This window comes from Nonomuraea jiangxiensis (genome assembly GCF_900099965.1).
GTDB lineage: Bacteria > Actinomycetota > Actinomycetes > Streptosporangiales > Streptosporangiaceae > Nonomuraea > Nonomuraea jiangxiensis.
Window position 1 is genome coordinate 57792 of sequence record NZ_FNDJ01000026.1, and the last position, 18558, is coordinate 76349.

Below are 18558 nucleotides of genomic sequence, written 5' to 3' on the forward strand. Positions count from 1 at the left end.
GAAAACTCAAGATGTATCGCGTCTGTATCCACACTACGCGAGCTCGACGCCGCCCGCGCGGCAGGCGGGAGCGCACCCGGACGCGGGGACCCGCACGGGTACGGAGGAGGGCGCCGGCTAGTCGTCGTCCTCGTCGTCGAGCCTGGCGAGCCAGGTGGCCAGCCGCTCGACCGGAGTCTCGAACTCGGGGTTGAGGTCGACGAACTCGCGCAACCGCTCACCGAGCCAGAGCAGGCTGACCTCTTCCTCGCCCCGCCGCTCGACCAGTTCCTCGATCCCCCGATCGGTGAAGTACATCGCCATCCCCTTCTGGTGCCAGGCAAACCATGAGCCCCCGGCCGCGGCCGGGGGCTCATGAGGTTGTGCGTCGATCAGCCGAACAGCTCGTGGAGGATGTCCTCGAGCTCCGTGTCGTGCGAGTTGTGCGAGCCCGTCGCCGGCGAGCTGTTGGGCGTGCGGGACACGCGGCGCAGCTCACGGCCGCCCAGCGTCTGCGGCTCCTCGGCCAGCCGGAGCGTCAGGTAGGGCCAGGGGCCCATGTTGACCGGCTCGTCCTGGGCCCACACCAGCTCCGCCTGCGCGCCGTAACGCGCCAGCTCGGCCTGCAGCTCCTCCGCCGGGAACGGGTAGAGGCGCTCCAGCCGGACGATGGCCACGTCGTGGCGGCCGACCTTGTCGCGCTGCGCGGCCAGGTCGTAGTAGAGCTTGCCGGAGGTCAGCACGATCCGGGTCACCTTGGCCGGGTCCACGCTTGAGTCGCCGAGCACCGGCTGGAAGGTGCCGGTGGTGAAGTCGGCCGCCTTGGACGTGGCCGCCTTGTGGCGCAGCAGCGACTTGGGCGTGAAGACCACCAGCGGCTTGTGCCGCTCCGACTCCACCTGCCAGCGCAGCAGGTGGAAGTAGTTGGCCGGGGTGGTCGGCTGCGCGACCGTCATGTTGTCGAGCGCGCAGACCTGAAGGAACCGCTCGATGCGGGCCGAGGAGTGGTCGGGACCCTGGCCCTCGAAGCCGTGCGGCAGCAGCAGCACGACCGAGGACTTCTGGCCCCACTTCTGCTCGCCCGACGAGATGAACTCGTCGATGATCGTCTGGGCGCCGTTGACGAAGTCGCCGAACTGCGCCTCCCAGCAGACCAGGGCGTCGGGGCGGACCACGCTGTAGCCGTATTCGAAGCCGAGCGCCGCGAACTCGCTGAGCAGCGAGTCGTAGACGTAGAACTTCGTGGTGCCCTGGTTGAAGGTCTTGAGCGGCGTGTGGTCGGCGCCGGTCATCCGGTCCACCAGGACGGCGTGGCGCTGCGTGAACGTGCCGCGCCGCGAGTCCTGGCCGACCAGGCGCACCGGGTGGCCGTCGATGAGCAGCGAGCCGAACGCCAGCGTCTCACCCATCGACCAGTCGATCGCGTCCTGCTCGACCATCTGGCCGCGGCGCTGCAGCACCGGCGCCAGGCGCGGGTGCGGCGTGAAGCCCTCGGGCAGGTTGAGCTGGGTGTCGACGATGCGCTTGAGCGTCTCGTCGGTGATCGCGGTCTCCGTGTCGTCGTGCGACCACTTGACGACCTCGGTCGGCGGCACCCGCATGGCGCCCGCCTCCAGCGGCTTCTTCGCCGCCTCGCGGGTCTCGGTGAACGCCTGCTCCAGCTTGGCCTGGTAGTCGCGCAGGGCCTGCTCGGCCTCCTCGACCGTGATGTCGCCCCGGCCGATCAGCGCCTCGGTGTAGAGCTTGCGGGTCGAGCGCTTGGCGTCGATCAGGTCGTACATCAGCGGCTGGGTGAAGGCCGGGTTGTCGCCCTCGTTGTGGCCGCGGCGGCGGTAGCAGATGAGGTCGATCACGACGTCCTTGCGGAACGCCTGGCGGTATTCGTAGGCCAGCTCGCCCACGCGCACCACGGCCTCGGGGTCGTCGCCGTTGACGTGGAAGATCGGCGCCTGGATCATCCGGGCGACGTCGGTGGCGTAGACCGACGAACGGGACGAGGCGGGCGAGGTGGTGAAGCCGACCTGGTTGTTGACCACCACGTGCACGGTGCCGCCGGTGCGGTAGCCGCGCAGCTGCGACAGGTTGAGCGTCTCGGCCACCACGCCCTGGCCCGCGAAGGCCGCGTCGCCGTGGATGAGGACGGGCAGCACGGTGAAGCCCTCCTCGCCGCGCTCCAGGAGGTCCTGCTTGGCGCGGACGACGCCTTCGAGCACCGGGTCGACCGCCTCCAGGTGGGAGGGGTTGGCCACGACGGAGGCGGTGATCGTGTTGCCGCTGGGCGCGGTGAACGCGCCGGAGGCGCCCAGGTGGTATTTCACGTCACCGGAGCCGTGCGCGGTGCGCGGGTCGATGTTGCCCTCGAACTCGCCGAAGATCTGCGCGTAGGACTTGCCCACGATGTTGGCCAGCACGTTGAGGCGGCCGCGGTGGGCCATGCCGATGACGACCTCGTCGAGGCCCTCGTCGGCGGCGTCGCTTATCACCGAGTCGAGCAGCGGGATCAGGGACTCGCCGCCCTCCAGCGAGAAGCGCTTCTGGCCGACGAACTTGGTCTGCAGGAACGTCTCGAACGCCTCGGCGGTGTTGAGCCGGCTCAGGATGTTGAGCTGCTCGTCGCGGGCGGGAGAGGCGTGCGGCTTCTCCACCCGTGCCTGGATCCAGGCCCGCTCCTCGGGGTTCTGGATGTGCATGTACTCGATGCCGACCGTACGGCAGTAGGAGTCGCGCAGCACGCCCAGGATCTCGCGCAGCTTCATCAGCGGCCGGCCGCCGAAGCCGCCGGTGGCGAACTCGCGCTCCAGGTCCCACAGCGTCAGGCCGTGCGACTGGATGTCGAGGTCGGGGTGCTTGCGCTGCTTGTATTCGAGCGGGTCGGTCTCGGCCATGAGGTGGCCGCGTACGCGGTAGGCGTGGATCAGCTCGATCACGCGCGCGGACTTGGCCACGTCGTCGTCGTGGGAGGCCGAGATGTCCTGGACCCAGCGAACCGGCTCGTACGGGATCCGCAGCGCCTCGAAGATCTCGTCGTAGAAGCCGTCCTCGCCCAGCAGCAGCCGGTGGATCTGGCGCAGGAAGTCGCCCGACTGGGCGCCCTGGATGATCCGGTGATCGTAGGTGCTGGTCAGCGTCATGACCTTGGAGACGGCCAGCCGCGACAGCGTGTCGGGGGAGGCGCCCTGGTATTCGGCCGGGTATTCCATCGCGCCCACGCCGATGATCGTGCCCTGGCCGGGCATCAGGCGCGGCACGGAGTGCACGGTGCCGATGGTGCCGGGGTTGGTCAGCGAGATCGTGGTGCCGGCGAAGTCGTCGACGCCCAGCTTGCCGCCGCGCGCCTTGCGGACGACGTCCTCGTAGGCCATCCAGAACTGCCGGAAGTCCATCTCCTCCGCGCCCTTGATCGAGGGCACGAGGAGCTGGCGCTCGCCGTTGCTCTTCTGCACGTCGATCGCCAGGCCGAAGCCCACGTGCTCGGGCTTGACCAGGGTCGGCTTGCCGTCGACCTCGGTGTAGGAGTAGTTCATCTCCGGCATGGCCTTCAGCGCCTTGACGATCGCGAATCCGATCAGGTGCGTGAAGGAGACCTTGCCGCCCCGGCCCCGCTTGAGGTGATTGTTGATCACGATGCGGTTGTCGATGAGCAGCTTGGCCGGGATGGCGCGCACGCTGGTGGCCGTCGGGACCGCGAGAGACAGGTCCATGTTGGCGGCCGTGCGGGCCGCGGCGCCGCGCAGCTTGACCTCCTCGGCGCCCTTGGGCACCGGGGTGGCGGGCTGCTTCGGCTTCTCGGCCACGGGTGGCGCCTTCGGTGCCGCCTTTGGCGGCGCCTGCGGGGGAGCGGGTGCGGTCACAGTGCCGTTCGCCGCCTCCCTGGCCGGGGCACGCCCCGGTCCGTAGTCAGGGTTGTAGTCAGCGAAGAAGTTCCACCAGGCCTTGTCGACAGACTCGGGATCCTGGAGGTACTTCTGGTACAGCTCGTCGACAAGCCACTCGTTCTGACCAAAGCTTGCCAGCGGGTTTGTCCGCGACGACTCAGACGACACGGCGGAAATCGCCCTCTTCCGCAGATCGGCGTTGATGTTAGAGAACCTGTCCAAGGCTACTCGCCCGGACTGGCAGCGCGCGCACAAGAGGGCGTGCCGCCTCGAACGATCCTCTCAGGACCGCGCAAAGAGGTCACGCCTCCCTTGTCAATCCGGGTGGTGCCGCGTTTATTACTCTTTGGTATCAACGCCGCGCCGGGGGGTTTATTTCCCGTCAAGTAGCAACCTGCTGCTGATCCGTACCTGAGGGGACAACTCGGACAGGAGCTCGGCCAGCTCCTCGCCCGCCTCCTTGAGCTCCTCCAGGGTCATCGGCTCCAGGCGCTCCAGGAGGAAGATCGCGTTGGTGGTCGTCTCGGTGAGCCGGGTGCGCGCCACCTGCCGCCAGTTCCACCGGCGGCAGGTGACGCCGGCGTCGTCGCGCCAGATCACCTCGCCGGGCTCCGGCTGCCCCAGCGCCTCCTCCGACGCCTCGTCGCCGGCCGCCCTGACCAGCCGGGCCGGGCCCTGGTAGTGGTCGAGGTCCTCGCCGCCGATCGGCAGCGCGTGCTTGACGCTGATCGAGTTGTACGCGTCCACGGCCCGGTTGATCTCCGGCAACGGCATCCGCCGGGTCAGGGCGTCCACCGAGGGCCTGGTCCGCTGCGGCTTGGCCCCGAACGCGCGGTAGGCGTCCTTCCAGGCGTCGATCTTCGCGGTCTGGATCTCCGACTCGGACGCCGCCGCCAGCCACTGCCGGGACCGGTCGTCGGTGGGCCCGTTGCGCAGGCCGTGCGCGGTCATGACCAGCACCGCGAAGTCAGGCCGCAGCGCGAAGACGGAGTCGTCCACCCAGATGTCGTCAAGCATCCGGACAGTCTACGAGCGCGGTGTCCGAGCGGAAAATCGCAAAATCCTCTTTGCAAAATTTTCTTTGCGGTTTACCGTGAGACCCATGGAGGATCGGTACAAGATCAGTGACCCCCAGGTGCTCAAGGTCGTCGCGCACCCGTTGCGGGCCCGCATGCTCGGCCTGCTGCGCAGCGAGGGTCCCGCCACGGCCAGCGAGCTGGGCCGCAGGGTGGGCGAGAGCTCCGGCTCGACCAGCTACCACCTGCGCGAGCTGTTCAAGAACGGCTTCATCGAGGAGGACCCCGAGCGCCGCGACGGCCGCGAACGCCGCTGGCGGGCCCGCCACCGCTACACCTCGTGGAACAGCCGCGAGCTGGCGGACACGCCCGAGGGCCGCGAGACCGTCAAGGCCATGCGGTTGCTGCAGGCCGGACTCCTGGCCCGGATGGCCGAGGACTTCGACGAGGCCGAGTGGTCCCCCGCGTGGGTGGAGGCGGCCGGCCTCAGCGACCACCTGTTCGAGCTGACGCCCGAGGCGCTGCGCGAGTTCGCGGCACGCACCGAGGAGTTGCTGGAGGAGCTGGCCGCGCGGGACGCGGGCGCCCCCGACGCGCGCCAGGTCCACCTCTGGGTCGGGGGCTTCCCCCGGGTGAGCGACCGATGACCGCCCGTTCCGCGTTGCGCCGCTACATGCTCGTCAGTTTCCTGACCTGGCTGCCCGTGGGGCTCATGGTGGCCACCATGGTGCTGCTCATGACCGAGCGCGGCCTCGGCCTGGCCCAGATCGGGCTGTGCGTCACCGTGTTCTCGATCGTCACCGTCGGCCTCGAACTGCCCACCGGCGGGCTGGCCGACGTCGTGGGGCGGCGCGTGGTGCTGGCGGTCTCCGCCGCGTTCACCGTGGCGGCGCTGGCGCTGATGAGCGTGTCCACCACGTTCTGGATGTTCCTGGCGGGCGGCGTGCTGAAGGGCGTGGCCAGGGCGTTGTCCAGCGGCCCCGCCACCTCCTGGTACGTCGACACGCTGCACGCCGTCGAGGGCCCCGACGCGGACCTCAGGCCGGGCCTGGCCCGGGGCGGCGCGATGGAGTCGGTGGCCCTGTGCGCCGGCGTGCTCGTGGGCGGCAGCCTGCCGCTGCTGGTGCCGCCGGGCCTGATGTTCCCGCTGGCGGCGCCGCCCCTGCTGGGCGCGCTGGCGGCGGCGGCCCTGCTGGTCGTGGTGATGCTCGCGCTGCCGGAGCCGGCCCGTGCCCACCGCTCGGTGGCCGGCGTGCTGCGCGAGGTGCCGGCCACGGTCGCCTCCGGCGTGCGGCTGGCGGCCGGCAGGGCGGTGCTGCGCCGCCTGATGCTGGCCGCGGCGGGCTCCGGCCTGGTGCTCATGTCCATCGAGCTGCTCACGCCGGGACGGCTGGCCGAGCTGGCGGGCACGGCGGAGGAGGGCAGCCTGGCCTACGCCGTCGTCGCGGCGCTCGGGTTCGCGGGCAGCGCGGCGGGCAGCGCGCTCGCGCCCGGCGTGGCCCGGCTGGTGGGCGGCTCGGCCAGGGGCGCGATCGCCGGGACGGTGCTGACCGCGCTGTCCGTCGGCACGCTCGCCGCCACTGCGGGGCTCGGCGGCCCGGCCGGGCTCGTGAGCGCGGGGCTGGCCTACGTCACGCTGTTCGTCGGCCTGTCCGTGACGGGCCTGCTGTGCCTGGAGCTGACCCACAAGGCGGTCACCGCCGCCGAGCGCACCACCGTCGCCTCGACCTCCTCGCTCTTCCTGCAGTCCGGCGGGATCGTGGGCAACCTGACGCTCGGCGCCCTGGCCGCCCAGGCGGGCGTGGCCCCCGCCTGGGCGCTCGCCGGGACGGTGCTGCTCGCCTCGGCCCTGCTGTTCGTCCGGATGCCCGCGGCCGTACCCGCGACCGGGCCCGCCGGGAGGCCCGGAGTCACAGACGCCAGTCCAGCTCCGGCCCCACCGGCACGATCCGTGTCGGGTTGATGTTGGTCTGGGTGACGTAGTAATGACGCTTGATCTGATCGAAGTCGGTGGTTTCGCCGAAGGCCGGGATCGCGTGCAACCTGCGCGCGTACGCCCACAGCGCCGGATAGTCGGTCAGCCGCCGGACCGAGCACTTGAAGTGCGCGTAGTAGACCGCGTCGAACCTGGCCAGGGTCGTGTAGAGGCGCACATCACTGTCGGTGAGCGTGTCGAAGAGGTGCTCCGACTCGGCCAGGCGCACCTCCAGGAAGTCGAGGGTGGAGAAGACCCGCGCCACCGCCTCCTCGTACGCCTGCTGGTCACGGGCGAAGCCCGCCTCGTAGACCGCGTTGTTGAGGCCGTGGTAGAGGCGGTCGTTCATGATGTCGATGTCGGGGCGCAGGCGCTCCGGATAGAGGTCCGGCTCGGTGCCCCATGACGTCTCCAGGTCGAGGGTGATCCGGGGGAAGTCGTTGGTGACGATCCGCTTGTCCCTGGTGTCCCAGACGCACGGGACGGTGTAGCGGCCGGTGTAGCCGGGGTCGGTGGCGTGGTAGAGCTCCGAGAGGTATTCCGGGTCGCCGCCGGGGACGCGCCAGCCCTTCTCGTCGCGGATGGGGTCGACGATCGTGACGTCCAGCAGGTCCTCCAGGCCGAGAAGCGCCCGGACGATCAGCACGCGCTGGGCCCACGGGCACGCATAGGAGGCGTAGAGCCGGTAGCGGCCGGGCTCTGGCGGGCCGAGCGGGTCCGTGAAGTGGTTCGGCTGCCGGACGAAGCGGCCATCGTCTGAGATCTCGCGGCTCGGCTTCATGGGCCTAGTAGAACATGATTCGGATCCAGAACTATATTCGGACATATGGCGAAGTTCGTGGTTACCCCGGCCAATCCGGTGCAGCGGGACGCGTGGGCCGGCGGGACCATCCCCGACGTCGAGCGGGTACGCCCTGGTCTGTGGTCCGTCCCGGTGCCGATCCCGGTCAACCCCCTGCGGTACGTCCTCGTCTACGTCCTGGAACTGCCCGACGGCGTGGCGATCGTGGACGCCGGGTGGAACACCGACGAGGCGTACGACGCGCTCGTCGCCGGCCTGGGCGTGGCCGGATACACGATCGCCGACGTCAAGGGCGTGCTCGTCACCCACATCCACCCCGACCACTACGGGCTGGCCGGGCGGGTCCGCGAGCGGTCGGGCGCCTGGATCGCGCTGCACCCGGCCGACGCCCGCCTGGTCCGCGAGCGCTACGACGACGACGTCATCGACACCCTCGTCCAGCGGGAACGCGCGCTGCTGGCCCGCTGCGGCGTGCCGGTGGCCACGCTGGACGAGCTGGCCGGGGCGTCGATGATGATCAGGCACATGGTCTCCATGGCCAAGCCCGACCGGCTGGTCGAGGACGGCGACGAGCTCGGCCTGCCCGGCTGGGACCTGCGGGCGGTGTGGACCCCCGGCCACTCGCCCGGCCACCTGTGCTTCGTCTCGCCCGCGCGCAGGCTGCTGTTCTCCGGTGACCACGTGCTGGCCAAGATCACCCCGATCGTGGCCGTGCACCCCCAGTCCGGGCCGAACCCGCTGGCCGACTACCTCGACTCGCTGGCCGCCGTACGCAAGCTGGACGTGGAGGAGGTGCTGCCCGCGCATGAATACCGGTTCCTGGAGCTGGCCGGGCGCGTCGACCACGTGATGGCGCACCACGACGAGCGGCTGGCCGAGGTCGAGCGGGTCGTCGCCGCCTCCGACGGGGTGACCTGCTGGGCCGTGGCCACCCGACTGACCTGGTCGCGGCCGTGGGAGACGATCCCGTCGTACATGCGGCGGGCCGCCAACAACGAGACGCTGGCCCATCTGGTCTGGCTGGAGGCCAGGGGACGGGTGCTGCGGGTGGCCGGCGAGCCCGACCTGTGGCGCCTGCCCTGAACACGCGGTGGGCCCGGGCCGTGCGGCCGGTCTGCTGACGGGGGACCGTGATCCCGGTCCCGGGTCGGTTATCGTACTTGTACTAGAACGATGTTCTCCTGTGTGGGAGGTTCGATGCTTCGGTTCGATGACAGGGTCGCGATCATCACGGGGGCCGGGCACGGTCTGGGCAGGTCGCACGCGCTGCTGCTGGCCGAGCGGGGGGCCAAGGTCGTGGTCAACGACCTCGGCGGCGCGCTCGACGGCACAGGCGCGTCCGAGGGGCCCGCCGCCGGGGTGGTCGACCTCATCAAGCAGAACGGCGGCCAGGCCGTCGCCAGCACCGACGACATCTCCACGCCGGAGGGCGCCAGGGCCGTGGTGCAGGCTGCCGTGGACGCGTTCGGCAAGGTCGACATCGTGGTCAACAACGCCGGCATCCTGCGGGACAAGTCGTTCGGCAAGATGTCGGTCGAGGAGTTCGACCAGGTGCTGGCCGTGCACGTACGCGGCTCCTACCTGGTGAGCCAGGCCGCCTATCCGCTGATGAAGGCCGCCGGCTACGGGCGCGTCGTCAACACCTCCAGCCCGGCGGGGCTGTTCGGCAACTTCGGGCAGGCCAACTACTCCACCGCCAAGATGGGGCTGGTCGGGCTGACCAAGACGATCGGCATCGAGGGCGCCCGCAACGGCATCAAGGCCAACGCCATCGCGCCCATCGCCTGGACCCGGATGACCGAGGCGCTGCTGCCGGCCGAGTTCGAGGCCAAGTTCGCGCCGGAGCGGGTGAGCGCGCTGGTGGCCTACCTCGTGCACGAGTCTTGCGAGGCGAGCGGCGAGGTGTTCACCGTGGGCGGCGGCCGGGTGGCGCGGGTGTTCGTGGCCGAGGGGCCCGGCTGGCGCACCGACGACCTCACCCCGGAAGCCATCGCGGGCAACTGGGACGCGGTCATGGCCGAGCAGCCGTACGTGCTGACGGCCGCAGACTCGATGAAGGCGATGCTCTAGCTTCCGCCGCTCTCCCCGCCGCCCGACACAGCACGTCGGCGGCGGGGTTTTTTCTTGGGCCTGCTGTTCGAGACCCGCCTCCGGCAAGCCTTGAGGCGGGCACGGCGGACCGAAGGTGGGGTTCCGGAGGTCGCGCAAGGTATGCCGAAATGTTGGGAAATCTAGTCACAAACTTGGCTTTGTTCGACCTTCGGCGGAAGTTGGCGGAGTTTGGTCGATTCCATCTCTTGATTTGCCGCATCGGTGATCTTATTGTCTCGGCATGACCCCCCAGCAGGGTTCGGCCGGTGAGGTGCTGACGCTGATCAGCGCGGGCTCGGCCACCACCCGTTCCGATCTCGCGAGGCTCACGGGCCTGGCCAGGTCCACGATCTCCCAGCGCGTGGACGCGCTGATCGAGCGTGGCCTGGTCGAGGAGACCGAGAGCGGCGAGTCCACCGGCGGCCGTCCGCCGCGCCAGCTGCGCCTGCACACCGAGGACCACGCCTTCGCGGGCGTGGATCTCGGCGCCACGCACTGCCGGGTCGCGCTGATGGACATCTCGGGCAACGTGCTCGCCGAGTGCGAGGACTCGCTGCTCATCGGCGAGGGGCCTGAGAAGGTGCTCGCCCACGTCGACCAGCGGCTCGACCGGCTGCTGGGCGAGGTGGGGCGGCCCAGGGCGGTGCTGCGCGCGGTGGGGATCGGGGTGCCGGGACCGGTGGAGTTCGCCACCGGCCGGCCGAACAACCCGCCGATCATGCCGGGCTGGAACGACTACCCCATCCCGGAGTTCTTCGGCGACGTCGCGGTGCTGGTCGACAACGACGTCAACGTGATGGCACTGGGCGAGCACCGCAACGCCTTCCCCGAGACGAGCCACCTGCTGTTCGTCAAGGTCGGCACCGGCATCGGCTGCGGCATCGTGGCCGAGGGCAAGCTGCACCGGGGCGCGCAGGGCTCGGCGGGCGACATCGGGCACATCAGGGTCAGTGGTCACGAGGACGCCGGCTGCCGGTGCGGCAACAGCGCCTGCCTGGAGGCCGTGGCCGGCGGGGCCGCGATCGCCCGGCGGCTGACCGAACTGGGTCTCGCGGCCGAGTCGGGGGCGGACGTCGTGGCGCTCGTACAGGCGGGCAACACGCAGGCGCTGCGCCTGGTCAGGGAGGCGGGCCGGCTCATCGGCGAGGTGCTGGCGAGCCTGGTCAACTTCTTCAACCCCGAGGTCATCGTGATCGGCGGCGCGTTGTCGCGGGTGCACGAGCACCTCCTCGCCGGGATCAGGGAGACGGTCTACCGCCGCTCGCTGCCGCTGGCCACCCATCACCTGTCCATCACGCCGAGCCGTACCGGGATCAACGCGGCGGCGCTCGGCGCCGGAATCCTCGCCATCGAGCACTACCTGTCACCGGACAACATCAACCGCATCGTCAACGCCTAGAACCAAACGCACTGAAGAGCGCTGAAAGGGACCGCCCGATGCTGGTCATGAAGGGCATCGTCAAACAGTTCCCCGGCGTGCGCGCGCTGGACGGGGTGGACCTGGACGTCAGGGCGGGCGAGGTGCACTGCCTGCTCGGCCAGAACGGCGCCGGGAAGTCCACCCTGATCAAAGTGCTGGCCGGCGCCCACCAGCCCGACGAGGGCACGATCGTCTTCAACGGCAAGGAAGTGCGCCCCGGCAGCCCCATCGACGCCATCAGGCTCGGCTTCGCCACCATCTACCAGGAACTGGACCTGGTCGACGGGCTCAGCGTGGCCGAGAACATCTACCTCGGCCACGAGCACTCCACCTTCGGCTTCGTCAACAGGGCGGCGGTCAGGGCCGCCGCCAGTGAGGTCCTGACGCGGCTGGGCCACCCCGAGATCCGCCCGTCCGTCGAGGTCGGGCGGCTGTCGCCGGCGGCCAAACAGGTCGTGTCGATGGCCCGGGCGCTCTCGCACGACGCCCGCCTGATCATCATGGACGAGCCGTCGGCCGCCCTGGCGCACGACGAGGTGGCCAACCTCTTCCGCATCATTCGCGAGCTCACCGCCGAGGGCGTGGCCGTGGTCTACATCTCCCACCGGCTGGAGGAGATCCGCGAGATCGGTGACCGGGTCACCGTGCTGAAGGACGGCCGTACGGTCGCCGTCGGCCTGCCCGCCAGGGAGACCCCCACGGGGCAGATCGTCTCGCTCATGACGGGCCGCAACGTCGAGTACGTCTTCCCGCCCAAGACCGGCCGCTCGGCCGGCGAGGAGGTGCTCAAGGTCGAGAACCTGACCGCGCCGGGCGTCTTCGCCGACGTCTCGTTCTCGGTACGGGCCGGCGAGATCGTCGGCCTGGCGGGGCTGGTCGGCTCGGGGCGTTCGGAGATCCTGGAAGCGGTCTACGGCGCGCGCTCCGCGTCCGGCCGCGTCCTGCTCGACGGCACCCCCGTCCGGCGCGGCGTCGTCGGCACCGTCAGGCGGGGCATGGGCCTGGCCCCCGAGGAGCGCAAGGCCCAGGCGCTGCTGCTCGACCAGAGCGTCACCGCCAACATCACGCTGGGCACCCTGCCGGAGTTCGCCAAGTTCGGCTGGCTGGACCGCAAGCGCGAGCGGAGCGAGGCCAAGCGGCTGGCGGAGATGCTGGACATCCGGCCACCCGATCCGGAACGCCCGATCAGAACACTCTCGGGAGGCAACCAGCAGAAGGCCGTGCTCGCCCGCTGGCTGCTCGGCGGACGCAAGCTGCTGCTGCTCGACGAGCCGACCAGAGGCGTGGACGTGGGCGCCAGGGCCGAGTTGTACGCCGTGATCCACGATCTGGCCAAGCAGGGCATCGGCGTGCTGCTGGTCTCCAGCGAGGTGCCCGAGGTGCTCGGCCTGGCCGATCGGGTGCTGGTGCTGCGCGAGGGGACGGTCATCCACCAGGGCGAGGCCGCGGAGCTGGACGAGCACCGCGTCCTCGACATGATCATGAATGGGAGGGCGGCCTGATGGGCGAGCCCACAACGGACAGACCCGCGGCCAGGACAGCCGCGCCGGCTCTGTCGTCGCTGCGGGGCTTCGGGGAGATGCGTCATCTCGGCCTGCTCGGAGCCCTCGCGATCCTGGTCGTGGTGGGCCTGGTCACCAGACCCGCGAACTTCGCCACGGCCTCCAACCTGGTCAGCATCCTGTCGCTGGCCGCCACGATCGGCGTCATCACGGTCGGGGCCACGTTCGTCATCATCGGCGGCGGCATCGACCTGTCGGTGGGCGCGGTGATGGCACTGGCCTCGGTCTGGGCGACGACGGTGGCCACACAGTCGTTCGGGCCGGTGGTGATGGCGATCTGCGCGATCCTCGTCGGCACCGGCGCCGGGCTGGTGAGCGGGTTACTTATCGCCTACGGGCGGATGGTCCCGTTCATAGCGACGCTGGCCATGCTGGTGGCCGCCCGCGGGCTGGCACAGCGCATGTCCGACCGCAAGACCCAGCTCATCCAGCCGGAGAACTCCTTCATCGTCGAGCTTTCGACGACCCGGGTGCTCGGGATCCCGATGCTGGTCTACATCTTCGCCCTGGTGGTGGTGCTGGGGTGGATCCTGCTCAATCGCACGACGTTCGGGCGCAGGACGTACGCGGTCGGGGGCAACCCCGAGGCGGCCCGGCTCGCCGGCATCGACGTGCGCAGGCACACGATGCTGCTCTACGCCCTGTCCGGGCTGTGCTGCGGCATCGCGGCCGTCCTGATCATGGCCCGTACCACCACGGGCTCCTCCACCCACGGCGACCTGTACGAGCTCGACGCGATCGCCGCCGTGATCATCGGTGGCACCCTGCTCACGGGCGGCAGGGGGACCATCGTGGGCTCGATCCTGGGCCTGCTGATCTTCACCCTTATTACCAACCTGTTCATCCTCAACGGCCTCAACACCAGCGACCAGCTGATCGCCAAGGGCCTGATCATCGTCGTCGCCGTCCTTCTCCAGCGACGGAACCTGAAGGAGAGAGCACCATGAGTGACAACGTCGCGCGCCGGGGATTCCTCATCGGCGGTCTTGGCGGAGCCGCCCTGTTAGCGGCCGGCTGCACCAGCAACGAGCCCGCCGCCGCGCCGTCCAGCGCCGCGCCGGCCGCCTCCACCGCCCCGGCCGGCGGCAACGACCAGCCGGGCGACAAGGTCGTCATCGGCTTCTCCGCGCCGGCGGCCGACCACGGGTGGATCGCCGCCATCGCCAAGAACGCCGAGACCACCGCCAAGCAGTACACCGACGTCGAGTTCAGGCCGGTCGAGCCGACCAACGACATCAACCAGCAGATCTCGGCCGTCGAGTCGCTGATCTCGGCCAAGGTGAACGCGCTGGTCATCCTGCCCAACGACGGCCAGCAGCTGAACCAGATCGCGTTGCAGGCCACCGAGGCGGGCATCCCGGTCATCAACCTGGACCGGGTCTTCCCCGACAAGCTGGCCTACCGGACCTGGATCGGCGGCGACAACTACGGCATGGGCGTGGCCGCCGGGCACTACATCGGCGAGGCGCTCAAGGCCAAGAACGTCTCCAACCCGGTCATCGTGGAGATCCAGGGCATCGCCACGCTGCCGCTGACGCAGGACCGCAGCAAGGGGTTCGCCGACGCGCTGAAGACGTTCGGGTTCAGTGTCACGGCCAAGCAGGACGCCCAGTTCACCGTGGAGACCGGCAACGAGGTGGCCACCTCGCTGCTGCAGGCGCACGCGAAGATCGACGCGCTCTGGAACCACGACGACGACCAGGGCGTCGGCGTGCTGGCCGCCATCAAGGAGGCCAACCGCAGCGAGTTCATCATGGTGGGCGGGGCGGGCTCGGCCAACGCGATGCGCGAGATCCAGTCAGGAACCTCGGTGCTGCAGGCCACCGTCACCTACAGCCCCACCATGGCCTCCTCGGCCATCAAACTGGCCCGGTTGATCGCTCAGGGCAAGGGCATGAGCGATCTGGTGGAGAACCAGGTGCCGCAGTCCATCACGCTCGCGTCCGAGACAATTACCAAGGATAACGTCGCGCAGTACCTTGAGCTCGGCTTCGAATCCTGATCGGGGGTTGCATGTCAGACAAGACCACCGTCGGCGTGGGAATGGTGGGCTACGCCTTCATGGGCCGCGTCCACTCCCAGGCCTGGCGGAGCGTGGGGGCCTTCTTCGACCTGCCGCTCGTGCCGCGGATGGCGGTGCTGGCCGGCAGGTCGAAGGAGCGCACCGAGGCCGCGGCGGCGCAGCTCGGCTGGGCCGATGTGGAGACGGACTGGAGAGAGCTGGTCCGGCGGGACGACGTGCAGATCGTCGACATCTGCACGCCCGGTGACTCGCACGCCGAGATCGCCATCGCCGCGCTCCAGGCCGGCAAGCACGTGATCTGCGAAAAGCCGCTGGCCAACACGGTCGCCGAGGCCGAGGCCATGGTCGCGGCCGCGGCCGGTGCGGCGGGCAAGAGCATGGTGGCCTTCAACTACCGGCGGGTGCCCGCGGTCGCGCTCGCCCGCCGGTACGTCGAGGACGGCCGGATCGGCGAGATCAGGCACGTGCGGGCGGCCTACCTGCAGGACTGGATCGTCGATCCGGAGTTCCCGCTGGTGTGGCGGCTGCAGAAGGACAAGGCCGGGGCCGGCGCGCTCGGCGACATCGGCTCGCACATCGTGGACGCCGCCCAGTTCATCACCGGGGAGCTGGTGGTGGGCGTGTCGGCGCTGACGGAGACGTTCATCAAAGAACGTCCGCTGGCCGAGGAGTCGGCCGGGCTGGCCGCCACCGGGTCCGCCACCAAGGGCCCGGTCACGGTGGACGACGCGGCGCTGTTCATCGGGCGGCTGTCCGGCGGCGGGCTGGCCTCGTTCGAGGCCACCCGGTTCGCCAACGGGCGCAAGAACGCGATGCGCATGGAGATCTTCGGCTCGCGCGGCAGCCTGGCCTTCGACTTCGAGGCCATGAACGAGCTGTGGGTCAGCTCCGGCGGCGGCGGGTTCGAGCGGATCCTGGTCACCGAGCCCGACCACCCGTACGCGGGCGCCTGGTGGCCGCCCGGTCACGGGCTCGGCTACGAGCACACCTTCACCCACGAGGTCAGGGACTTCCTGGAGGCGGTCGCCACCGGGGCCGACCCCACGCCGTCGTTCGCCGACGGGCTGCGGGTGCAGCGGGTGCTGGCGGCCGTCGAGCAGAGCGCGGCTGAGGACAGCCGCTACACGAACGTGGAGGACTGAAACCGATGCGACCAGTCACGCTGTTCACGGGGCAGTGGGCGGACCTGCCGTTCGAGGAGGTGTGCCGGCTGGCGGCCGAATGGGGTTACGACGGCCTGGAGATCGCCTGCTCGGGCGACCACTTCGACGTGGGCCAGGCCGTGAGCGACCCGTCCTATGTCGAGCAGAAGCGCGCCCAGCTCGACAAGCACGGCCTGAAGGTGTGGACCATCTCCAACCACCTCGTCGGCCAGGCCGTCTGCGACCTCATCGACGAGCGGCACAAGTCCATCCTGCCGGCCCGCATCTGGGGTTCGGGCGACCCGGAGTCCGTCCGCCAGGCCGCGGCCCAGGAGATGAAGGACACCGCCAGGGCCGCCTCGCTGCTCGGCGTGGACACGGTGGTGGGCTTCACGGGGTCGTCGATCTGGCACATGGTGGCCATGTTCCCGCCCGCTTCCGCCGCCATGATCGAGGCCGGATACCAGGACTTCGCCGATCGCTGGAACCCCATTCTCGACGTCTTCGACGAGGTCGGCGTGCGTTTCGCGCACGAGGTCCACCCGAGCGAGATCGCCTACGACTACCACACGACGGTACGGACCCTGGAGGCCATCGGCCACCGCCCGGCGTTCGGCCTCAACTGGGACCCCTCGCACATGGTCTGGCAGGACCTGGACCCGGTGGGGTTCATCCTGGACTTCAAGGACCGGATCTACCACGTGGACTGCAAGGACACGCGCATGCGCGTCGGCGACGGCCGCCGGGGCCGCCTGTCCTCGCACCTGCCGTGGGCGGACATGCGGCGGGGCTGGGACTTCGTCTCGACCGGCCGGGGCGACGTGCCGTGGGAGGACTGCTTCCGGGCGCTCAACTCGATCGGTTACGAGGGCCCGATCTCGATCGAGTGGGAGGACGCGGGCATGGACCGGCTGGACGGGGCGCGGGAGGCGATCGCCTACATCCGCACCCTCAACTCCATCACGCCGCCCACCAGCGCCTTCGACGCCGCCTTCTCCACGACCTGAGCCGCTCGGCCCGCCGTGCTGCGCGGGGGCGGGGGTCGCCCCGCGCGGCACGGCCTCATCCCGGTCGCCCGTGCCCCTGATCGGCCTGGCCGGACGTCAGTCGAGCCTTGAGATCGGCATGGTCACGATGAGGATCTCCTCGTCCGGGTGGTCGTCCCCGACGTGCCGCTCGATGTCGGCCAGCCGCCCGGCGGTCGTGACGACGCCCAGCTGCCAGGCGCTCGTCTCCTCGATCCCGCCCTCCCGCCGGATGAGCCTGGTCACCTCGGAGATGTCGACGGTGGCGGCGAGGCCGGCATGCAGCAGGCCGTGCGCCAGCCGGGATGCCTTGTCCGGTGCGTCGACCGTCAAGTGAACCTCGATGAACTCCACCATGAGGGACCCATCCTCTGCGGGGAGCGCCACGCCGCCAGCTTGAGGGACTCTAGCGTGTCGAGTCCATGACGGAAAGTGATCGCAGGCCGACGCCCTGGTGGAGCCGGTGCCGGGGATCCTGCCTCCCGCGGTCACGTCACCTCGCCGGGCGGTGGGGTCGGCGGGGCGGGAGGAGGATCTCCGGGTGGGCGCTCAGTCCATGAGGACGATCTGGCGGAGGACCTCGCCGCGCCGCAGGGCCTCGACCGCGTCGTTGAGGTCGGCCAGGCGGATGCGGGAGCTGATCATCGACTCCAGGTCCAGCTGGCCGGCCTTGTGGAGCTTGGCGAAGTAGGGGAAGTCACGGCGTACGTCCGCCTCGCCGTACAGGCTGGACAGCAGCCGCTTGCCCTCGAACAGCAGGCTGAACGCCGAGATCGACACCATGTCGTCGAGCGCGCCGGCCCCGACCACGATGACGTCGCCGCCCGCCCGGGTGATCTGCCAGGCGCTCTGGATCGTGGCCGACTTGCCGACCACCTCGAAGCCGTAGTCGAAGCCCGCGCCGGCGGTGAGGTCGTTGAGTGCCCCGGGAACCTGCTCGGGCGTGACCGCGTGCGTCGCGCCGACCTTCCTGGCCAGCTCGTGCTTGGACTCCAGCGGGTCGATGGCGAGGATCGTACGGGCGCCGGAGACCCGGGCGCCCTGGATGACCGACAGGCCCACACCGCCGCAGCCGATCACCGCGACCGTGGAGCCGGGACGCACCTTCGCGGTGTTGAGCGCGGCCCCCACGCCCGTCGTGATGCCGCAGCCGATCAGGGCCGCCGCCTCCCACGACACCTCGTCATCGATCTTGATCGCGCCCTGCTGCGGGATGACGATCTCCTCGGCCCAGGTGCCGCAGCCCGCCATCCCGAACGCCGTCGCCGCGTCGCCGCCGAACCGGAAGTTGCCCTTGCTGAAGGACTCGATGATGTATTTGGGGCACAGGTACGGCTGCCCGCCCAGGCACAGGTCGCAGCTCTGGCACGCGGGACGCCAGCTGATCACCACGTGGTCGCCGGGCCGTACGGAGTCGACGTGGTCGCCCACCTCGACCACCTCCCCCGCGCCCTCGTGGCCGGGGACGAGCGGCATGGGCTGCGGCAGCACGCCCGACATGGCCGACAGGTCCGAGTGGCACACGCCGGTCGCCCTGATCCGGACGCGCACGTCCGTGGGCCCGACCGGAGCCAGCGTGACGTCGTCACGGATGTCGAGCTTGTCGTTGCCGACGGCGTGCAGGATGGCGGCGCGCATGGGGGTTCCT

General features: G+C 70.1%; 16 protein-coding genes. 10 read left to right on the plus strand and 6 right to left on the minus strand.

Features of this window, described 5'->3' with window-relative positions:
* Positions 1–117: 117 nt before the first annotated feature.
* The 3 genes from BLS95_RS41240 to BLS95_RS41250 form a co-directional block, all read right to left on the minus strand.
* Positions 118–297, minus strand: coding sequence for a DUF6104 family protein (locus BLS95_RS41240; RefSeq protein WP_090772809.1), 180 nt, complete (start codon positions 295–297; stop codon positions 118–120).
* A 74-nt stretch (positions 298–371) separates the two neighbouring features.
* Positions 372–4022: a multifunctional oxoglutarate decarboxylase/oxoglutarate dehydrogenase thiamine pyrophosphate-binding subunit/dihydrolipoyllysine-residue succinyltransferase subunit gene (locus tag BLS95_RS41245; protein WP_090945124.1), complete on the minus strand. Its 3651-nt coding sequence runs from the start codon at positions 4020–4022 to the stop codon at positions 372–374.
* Positions 4023–4226: 204 nt separating this feature from the next.
* Entirely contained in the window at positions 4227–4871 is a 645-nt protein-coding gene (locus tag BLS95_RS41250) for a B3/B4 domain-containing protein (RefSeq protein ID WP_090944964.1), read from the minus strand.
* Between the two features lie 85 nt (positions 4872–4956).
* Between BLS95_RS41250 and BLS95_RS41255 the strand changes: the two genes are divergently transcribed.
* Both BLS95_RS41255 and BLS95_RS41260 read left to right on the plus strand, forming a co-directional pair.
* Positions 4957–5517 (plus strand): helix-turn-helix domain-containing protein, encoded by a 561-nt coding sequence (locus BLS95_RS41255; protein ID WP_090944967.1) that lies wholly within the window; start codon positions 4957–4959, stop codon positions 5515–5517.
* Positions 5514–6833, plus strand: coding sequence for an MFS transporter (locus BLS95_RS41260; RefSeq protein ID WP_090944970.1), 1320 nt, complete (start codon positions 5514–5516; stop codon positions 6831–6833). The genes BLS95_RS41255 and BLS95_RS41260 overlap by 4 nt, the downstream gene beginning before the upstream one ends.
* Here BLS95_RS41260 and BLS95_RS41265 read toward each other — a convergent pair.
* On the minus strand, positions 6781–7626 hold the full coding sequence (locus BLS95_RS41265; RefSeq protein WP_090944973.1) for a glutathione S-transferase family protein: 846 nt from the start codon (positions 7624–7626) through the stop codon (positions 6781–6783). The genes BLS95_RS41260 and BLS95_RS41265 overlap by 53 nt on opposite strands.
* Before the next feature lie 45 nt (positions 7627–7671).
* On the opposite strand from BLS95_RS41265, the gene BLS95_RS41270 reads away from it, so the two are divergent.
* From BLS95_RS41270 to BLS95_RS41305, 8 genes are all read left to right on the plus strand, one after another.
* Entirely contained in the window at positions 7672–8730 is a 1059-nt protein-coding gene (locus BLS95_RS41270; protein WP_090944976.1) for an MBL fold metallo-hydrolase, read from the plus strand.
* A gap of 114 nt (positions 8731–8844) precedes the next feature.
* Complete coding sequence (locus BLS95_RS41275; protein WP_090944978.1) at positions 8845–9717, plus strand: SDR family oxidoreductase; 873 nt, start codon at positions 8845–8847, stop codon at positions 9715–9717.
* Between the two features lie 262 nt (positions 9718–9979).
* Complete coding sequence (locus BLS95_RS41280) at positions 9980–11137, plus strand: ROK family transcriptional regulator (RefSeq protein WP_090944981.1); 1158 nt, start codon at positions 9980–9982, stop codon at positions 11135–11137.
* Between the two features lie 38 nt (positions 11138–11175).
* On the plus strand, positions 11176–12660 hold the full coding sequence (locus BLS95_RS41285) for a sugar ABC transporter ATP-binding protein (RefSeq protein WP_090944984.1): 1485 nt from the start codon (positions 11176–11178) through the stop codon (positions 12658–12660).
* Positions 12660–13667 carry an ABC transporter permease gene (locus BLS95_RS41290; RefSeq protein WP_090944988.1) on the plus strand — a complete coding sequence of 336 codons (1008 nt, stop codon included), beginning with the start codon at positions 12660–12662 and terminating at the stop codon, positions 13665–13667. Before BLS95_RS41285 ends, BLS95_RS41290 begins: the two co-directional genes overlap by 1 nt.
* Positions 13664–14722, plus strand: a complete 1059-nt coding sequence (locus BLS95_RS41295; RefSeq protein ID WP_090944990.1) for an ABC transporter substrate-binding protein — start codon at positions 13664–13666, stop codon at positions 14720–14722. Before BLS95_RS41290 ends, BLS95_RS41295 begins: the two co-directional genes overlap by 4 nt.
* An 11-nt stretch (positions 14723–14733) precedes the next feature.
* Complete coding sequence (locus BLS95_RS41300) at positions 14734–15885, plus strand: Gfo/Idh/MocA family protein (RefSeq protein WP_090944992.1); 1152 nt, start codon at positions 14734–14736, stop codon at positions 15883–15885.
* 5 nt (positions 15886–15890) lie between these two features.
* The gene (locus BLS95_RS41305) at positions 15891–16892 is read left to right on the plus strand and encodes a sugar phosphate isomerase/epimerase family protein (protein WP_090944995.1); all 1002 of its coding nucleotides are present in this window, start codon (positions 15891–15893) and stop codon (positions 16890–16892) included.
* Positions 16893–16988: 96 nt separating this feature from the next.
* Here BLS95_RS41305 and cutA read toward each other — a convergent pair whose 3' ends face one another.
* Positions 16989–17267 carry a divalent cation tolerance protein CutA gene (cutA, locus tag BLS95_RS41310; protein ID WP_090944998.1) on the minus strand — a complete coding sequence of 93 codons (279 nt, stop codon included), beginning with the start codon at positions 17265–17267 and terminating at the stop codon, positions 16989–16991.
* 192 nt (positions 17268–17459) lie between these two features.
* Complete coding sequence (locus tag BLS95_RS41315) at positions 17460–18548, minus strand: Zn-dependent alcohol dehydrogenase (protein ID WP_090945001.1); 1089 nt, start codon at positions 18546–18548, stop codon at positions 17460–17462.
* Positions 18549–18558 lie beyond the last annotated feature (10 nt).

What these genes read in the sequence shown, in the direction of transcription:
- BLS95_RS41240 (WP_090772809.1), bottom strand. Translation starts at nt 297, where the DNA reads ATGTACTTCACCGATCGGGGGATCGAGGAACTGGTCGAGCGGCGGGGC.
- BLS95_RS41250 (WP_090944964.1), bottom strand. Translation starts at nt 4,871, where the DNA reads ATGCTTGACGACATCTGGGTGGACGACTCCGTCTTCGCGCTGCGGCCT.
- BLS95_RS41255 (WP_090944967.1), top strand. Translation starts at nt 4,957, where the DNA reads ATGGAGGATCGGTACAAGATCAGTGACCCCCAGGTGCTCAAGGTCGTC.
- BLS95_RS41260 (WP_090944970.1), top strand. Translation starts at nt 5,514, where the DNA reads ATGACCGCCCGTTCCGCGTTGCGCCGCTACATGCTCGTCAGTTTCCTG.
- BLS95_RS41265 (WP_090944973.1), bottom strand. Translation starts at nt 7,626, where the DNA reads ATGAAGCCGAGCCGCGAGATCTCAGACGATGGCCGCTTCGTCCGGCAG.
- BLS95_RS41270 (WP_090944976.1), top strand. Translation starts at nt 7,672, where the DNA reads ATGGCGAAGTTCGTGGTTACCCCGGCCAATCCGGTGCAGCGGGACGCG.
- BLS95_RS41275 (WP_090944978.1), top strand. Translation starts at nt 8,845, where the DNA reads ATGCTTCGGTTCGATGACAGGGTCGCGATCATCACGGGGGCCGGGCAC.
- BLS95_RS41280 (WP_090944981.1), top strand. Translation starts at nt 9,980, where the DNA reads ATGACCCCCCAGCAGGGTTCGGCCGGTGAGGTGCTGACGCTGATCAGC.
- BLS95_RS41285 (WP_090944984.1), top strand. Translation starts at nt 11,176, where the DNA reads ATGCTGGTCATGAAGGGCATCGTCAAACAGTTCCCCGGCGTGCGCGCG.
- BLS95_RS41290 (WP_090944988.1), top strand. Translation starts at nt 12,660, where the DNA reads ATGGGCGAGCCCACAACGGACAGACCCGCGGCCAGGACAGCCGCGCCG.
- BLS95_RS41295 (WP_090944990.1), top strand. Translation starts at nt 13,664, where the DNA reads ATGAGTGACAACGTCGCGCGCCGGGGATTCCTCATCGGCGGTCTTGGC.
- BLS95_RS41300 (WP_090944992.1), top strand. Translation starts at nt 14,734, where the DNA reads ATGTCAGACAAGACCACCGTCGGCGTGGGAATGGTGGGCTACGCCTTC.
- BLS95_RS41305 (WP_090944995.1), top strand. Translation starts at nt 15,891, where the DNA reads ATGCGACCAGTCACGCTGTTCACGGGGCAGTGGGCGGACCTGCCGTTC.
- cutA (WP_090944998.1), bottom strand. Translation starts at nt 17,267, where the DNA reads ATGGTGGAGTTCATCGAGGTTCACTTGACGGTCGACGCACCGGACAAG.
- BLS95_RS41315 (WP_090945001.1), bottom strand. Translation starts at nt 18,548, where the DNA reads ATGCGCGCCGCCATCCTGCACGCCGTCGGCAACGACAAGCTCGACATC.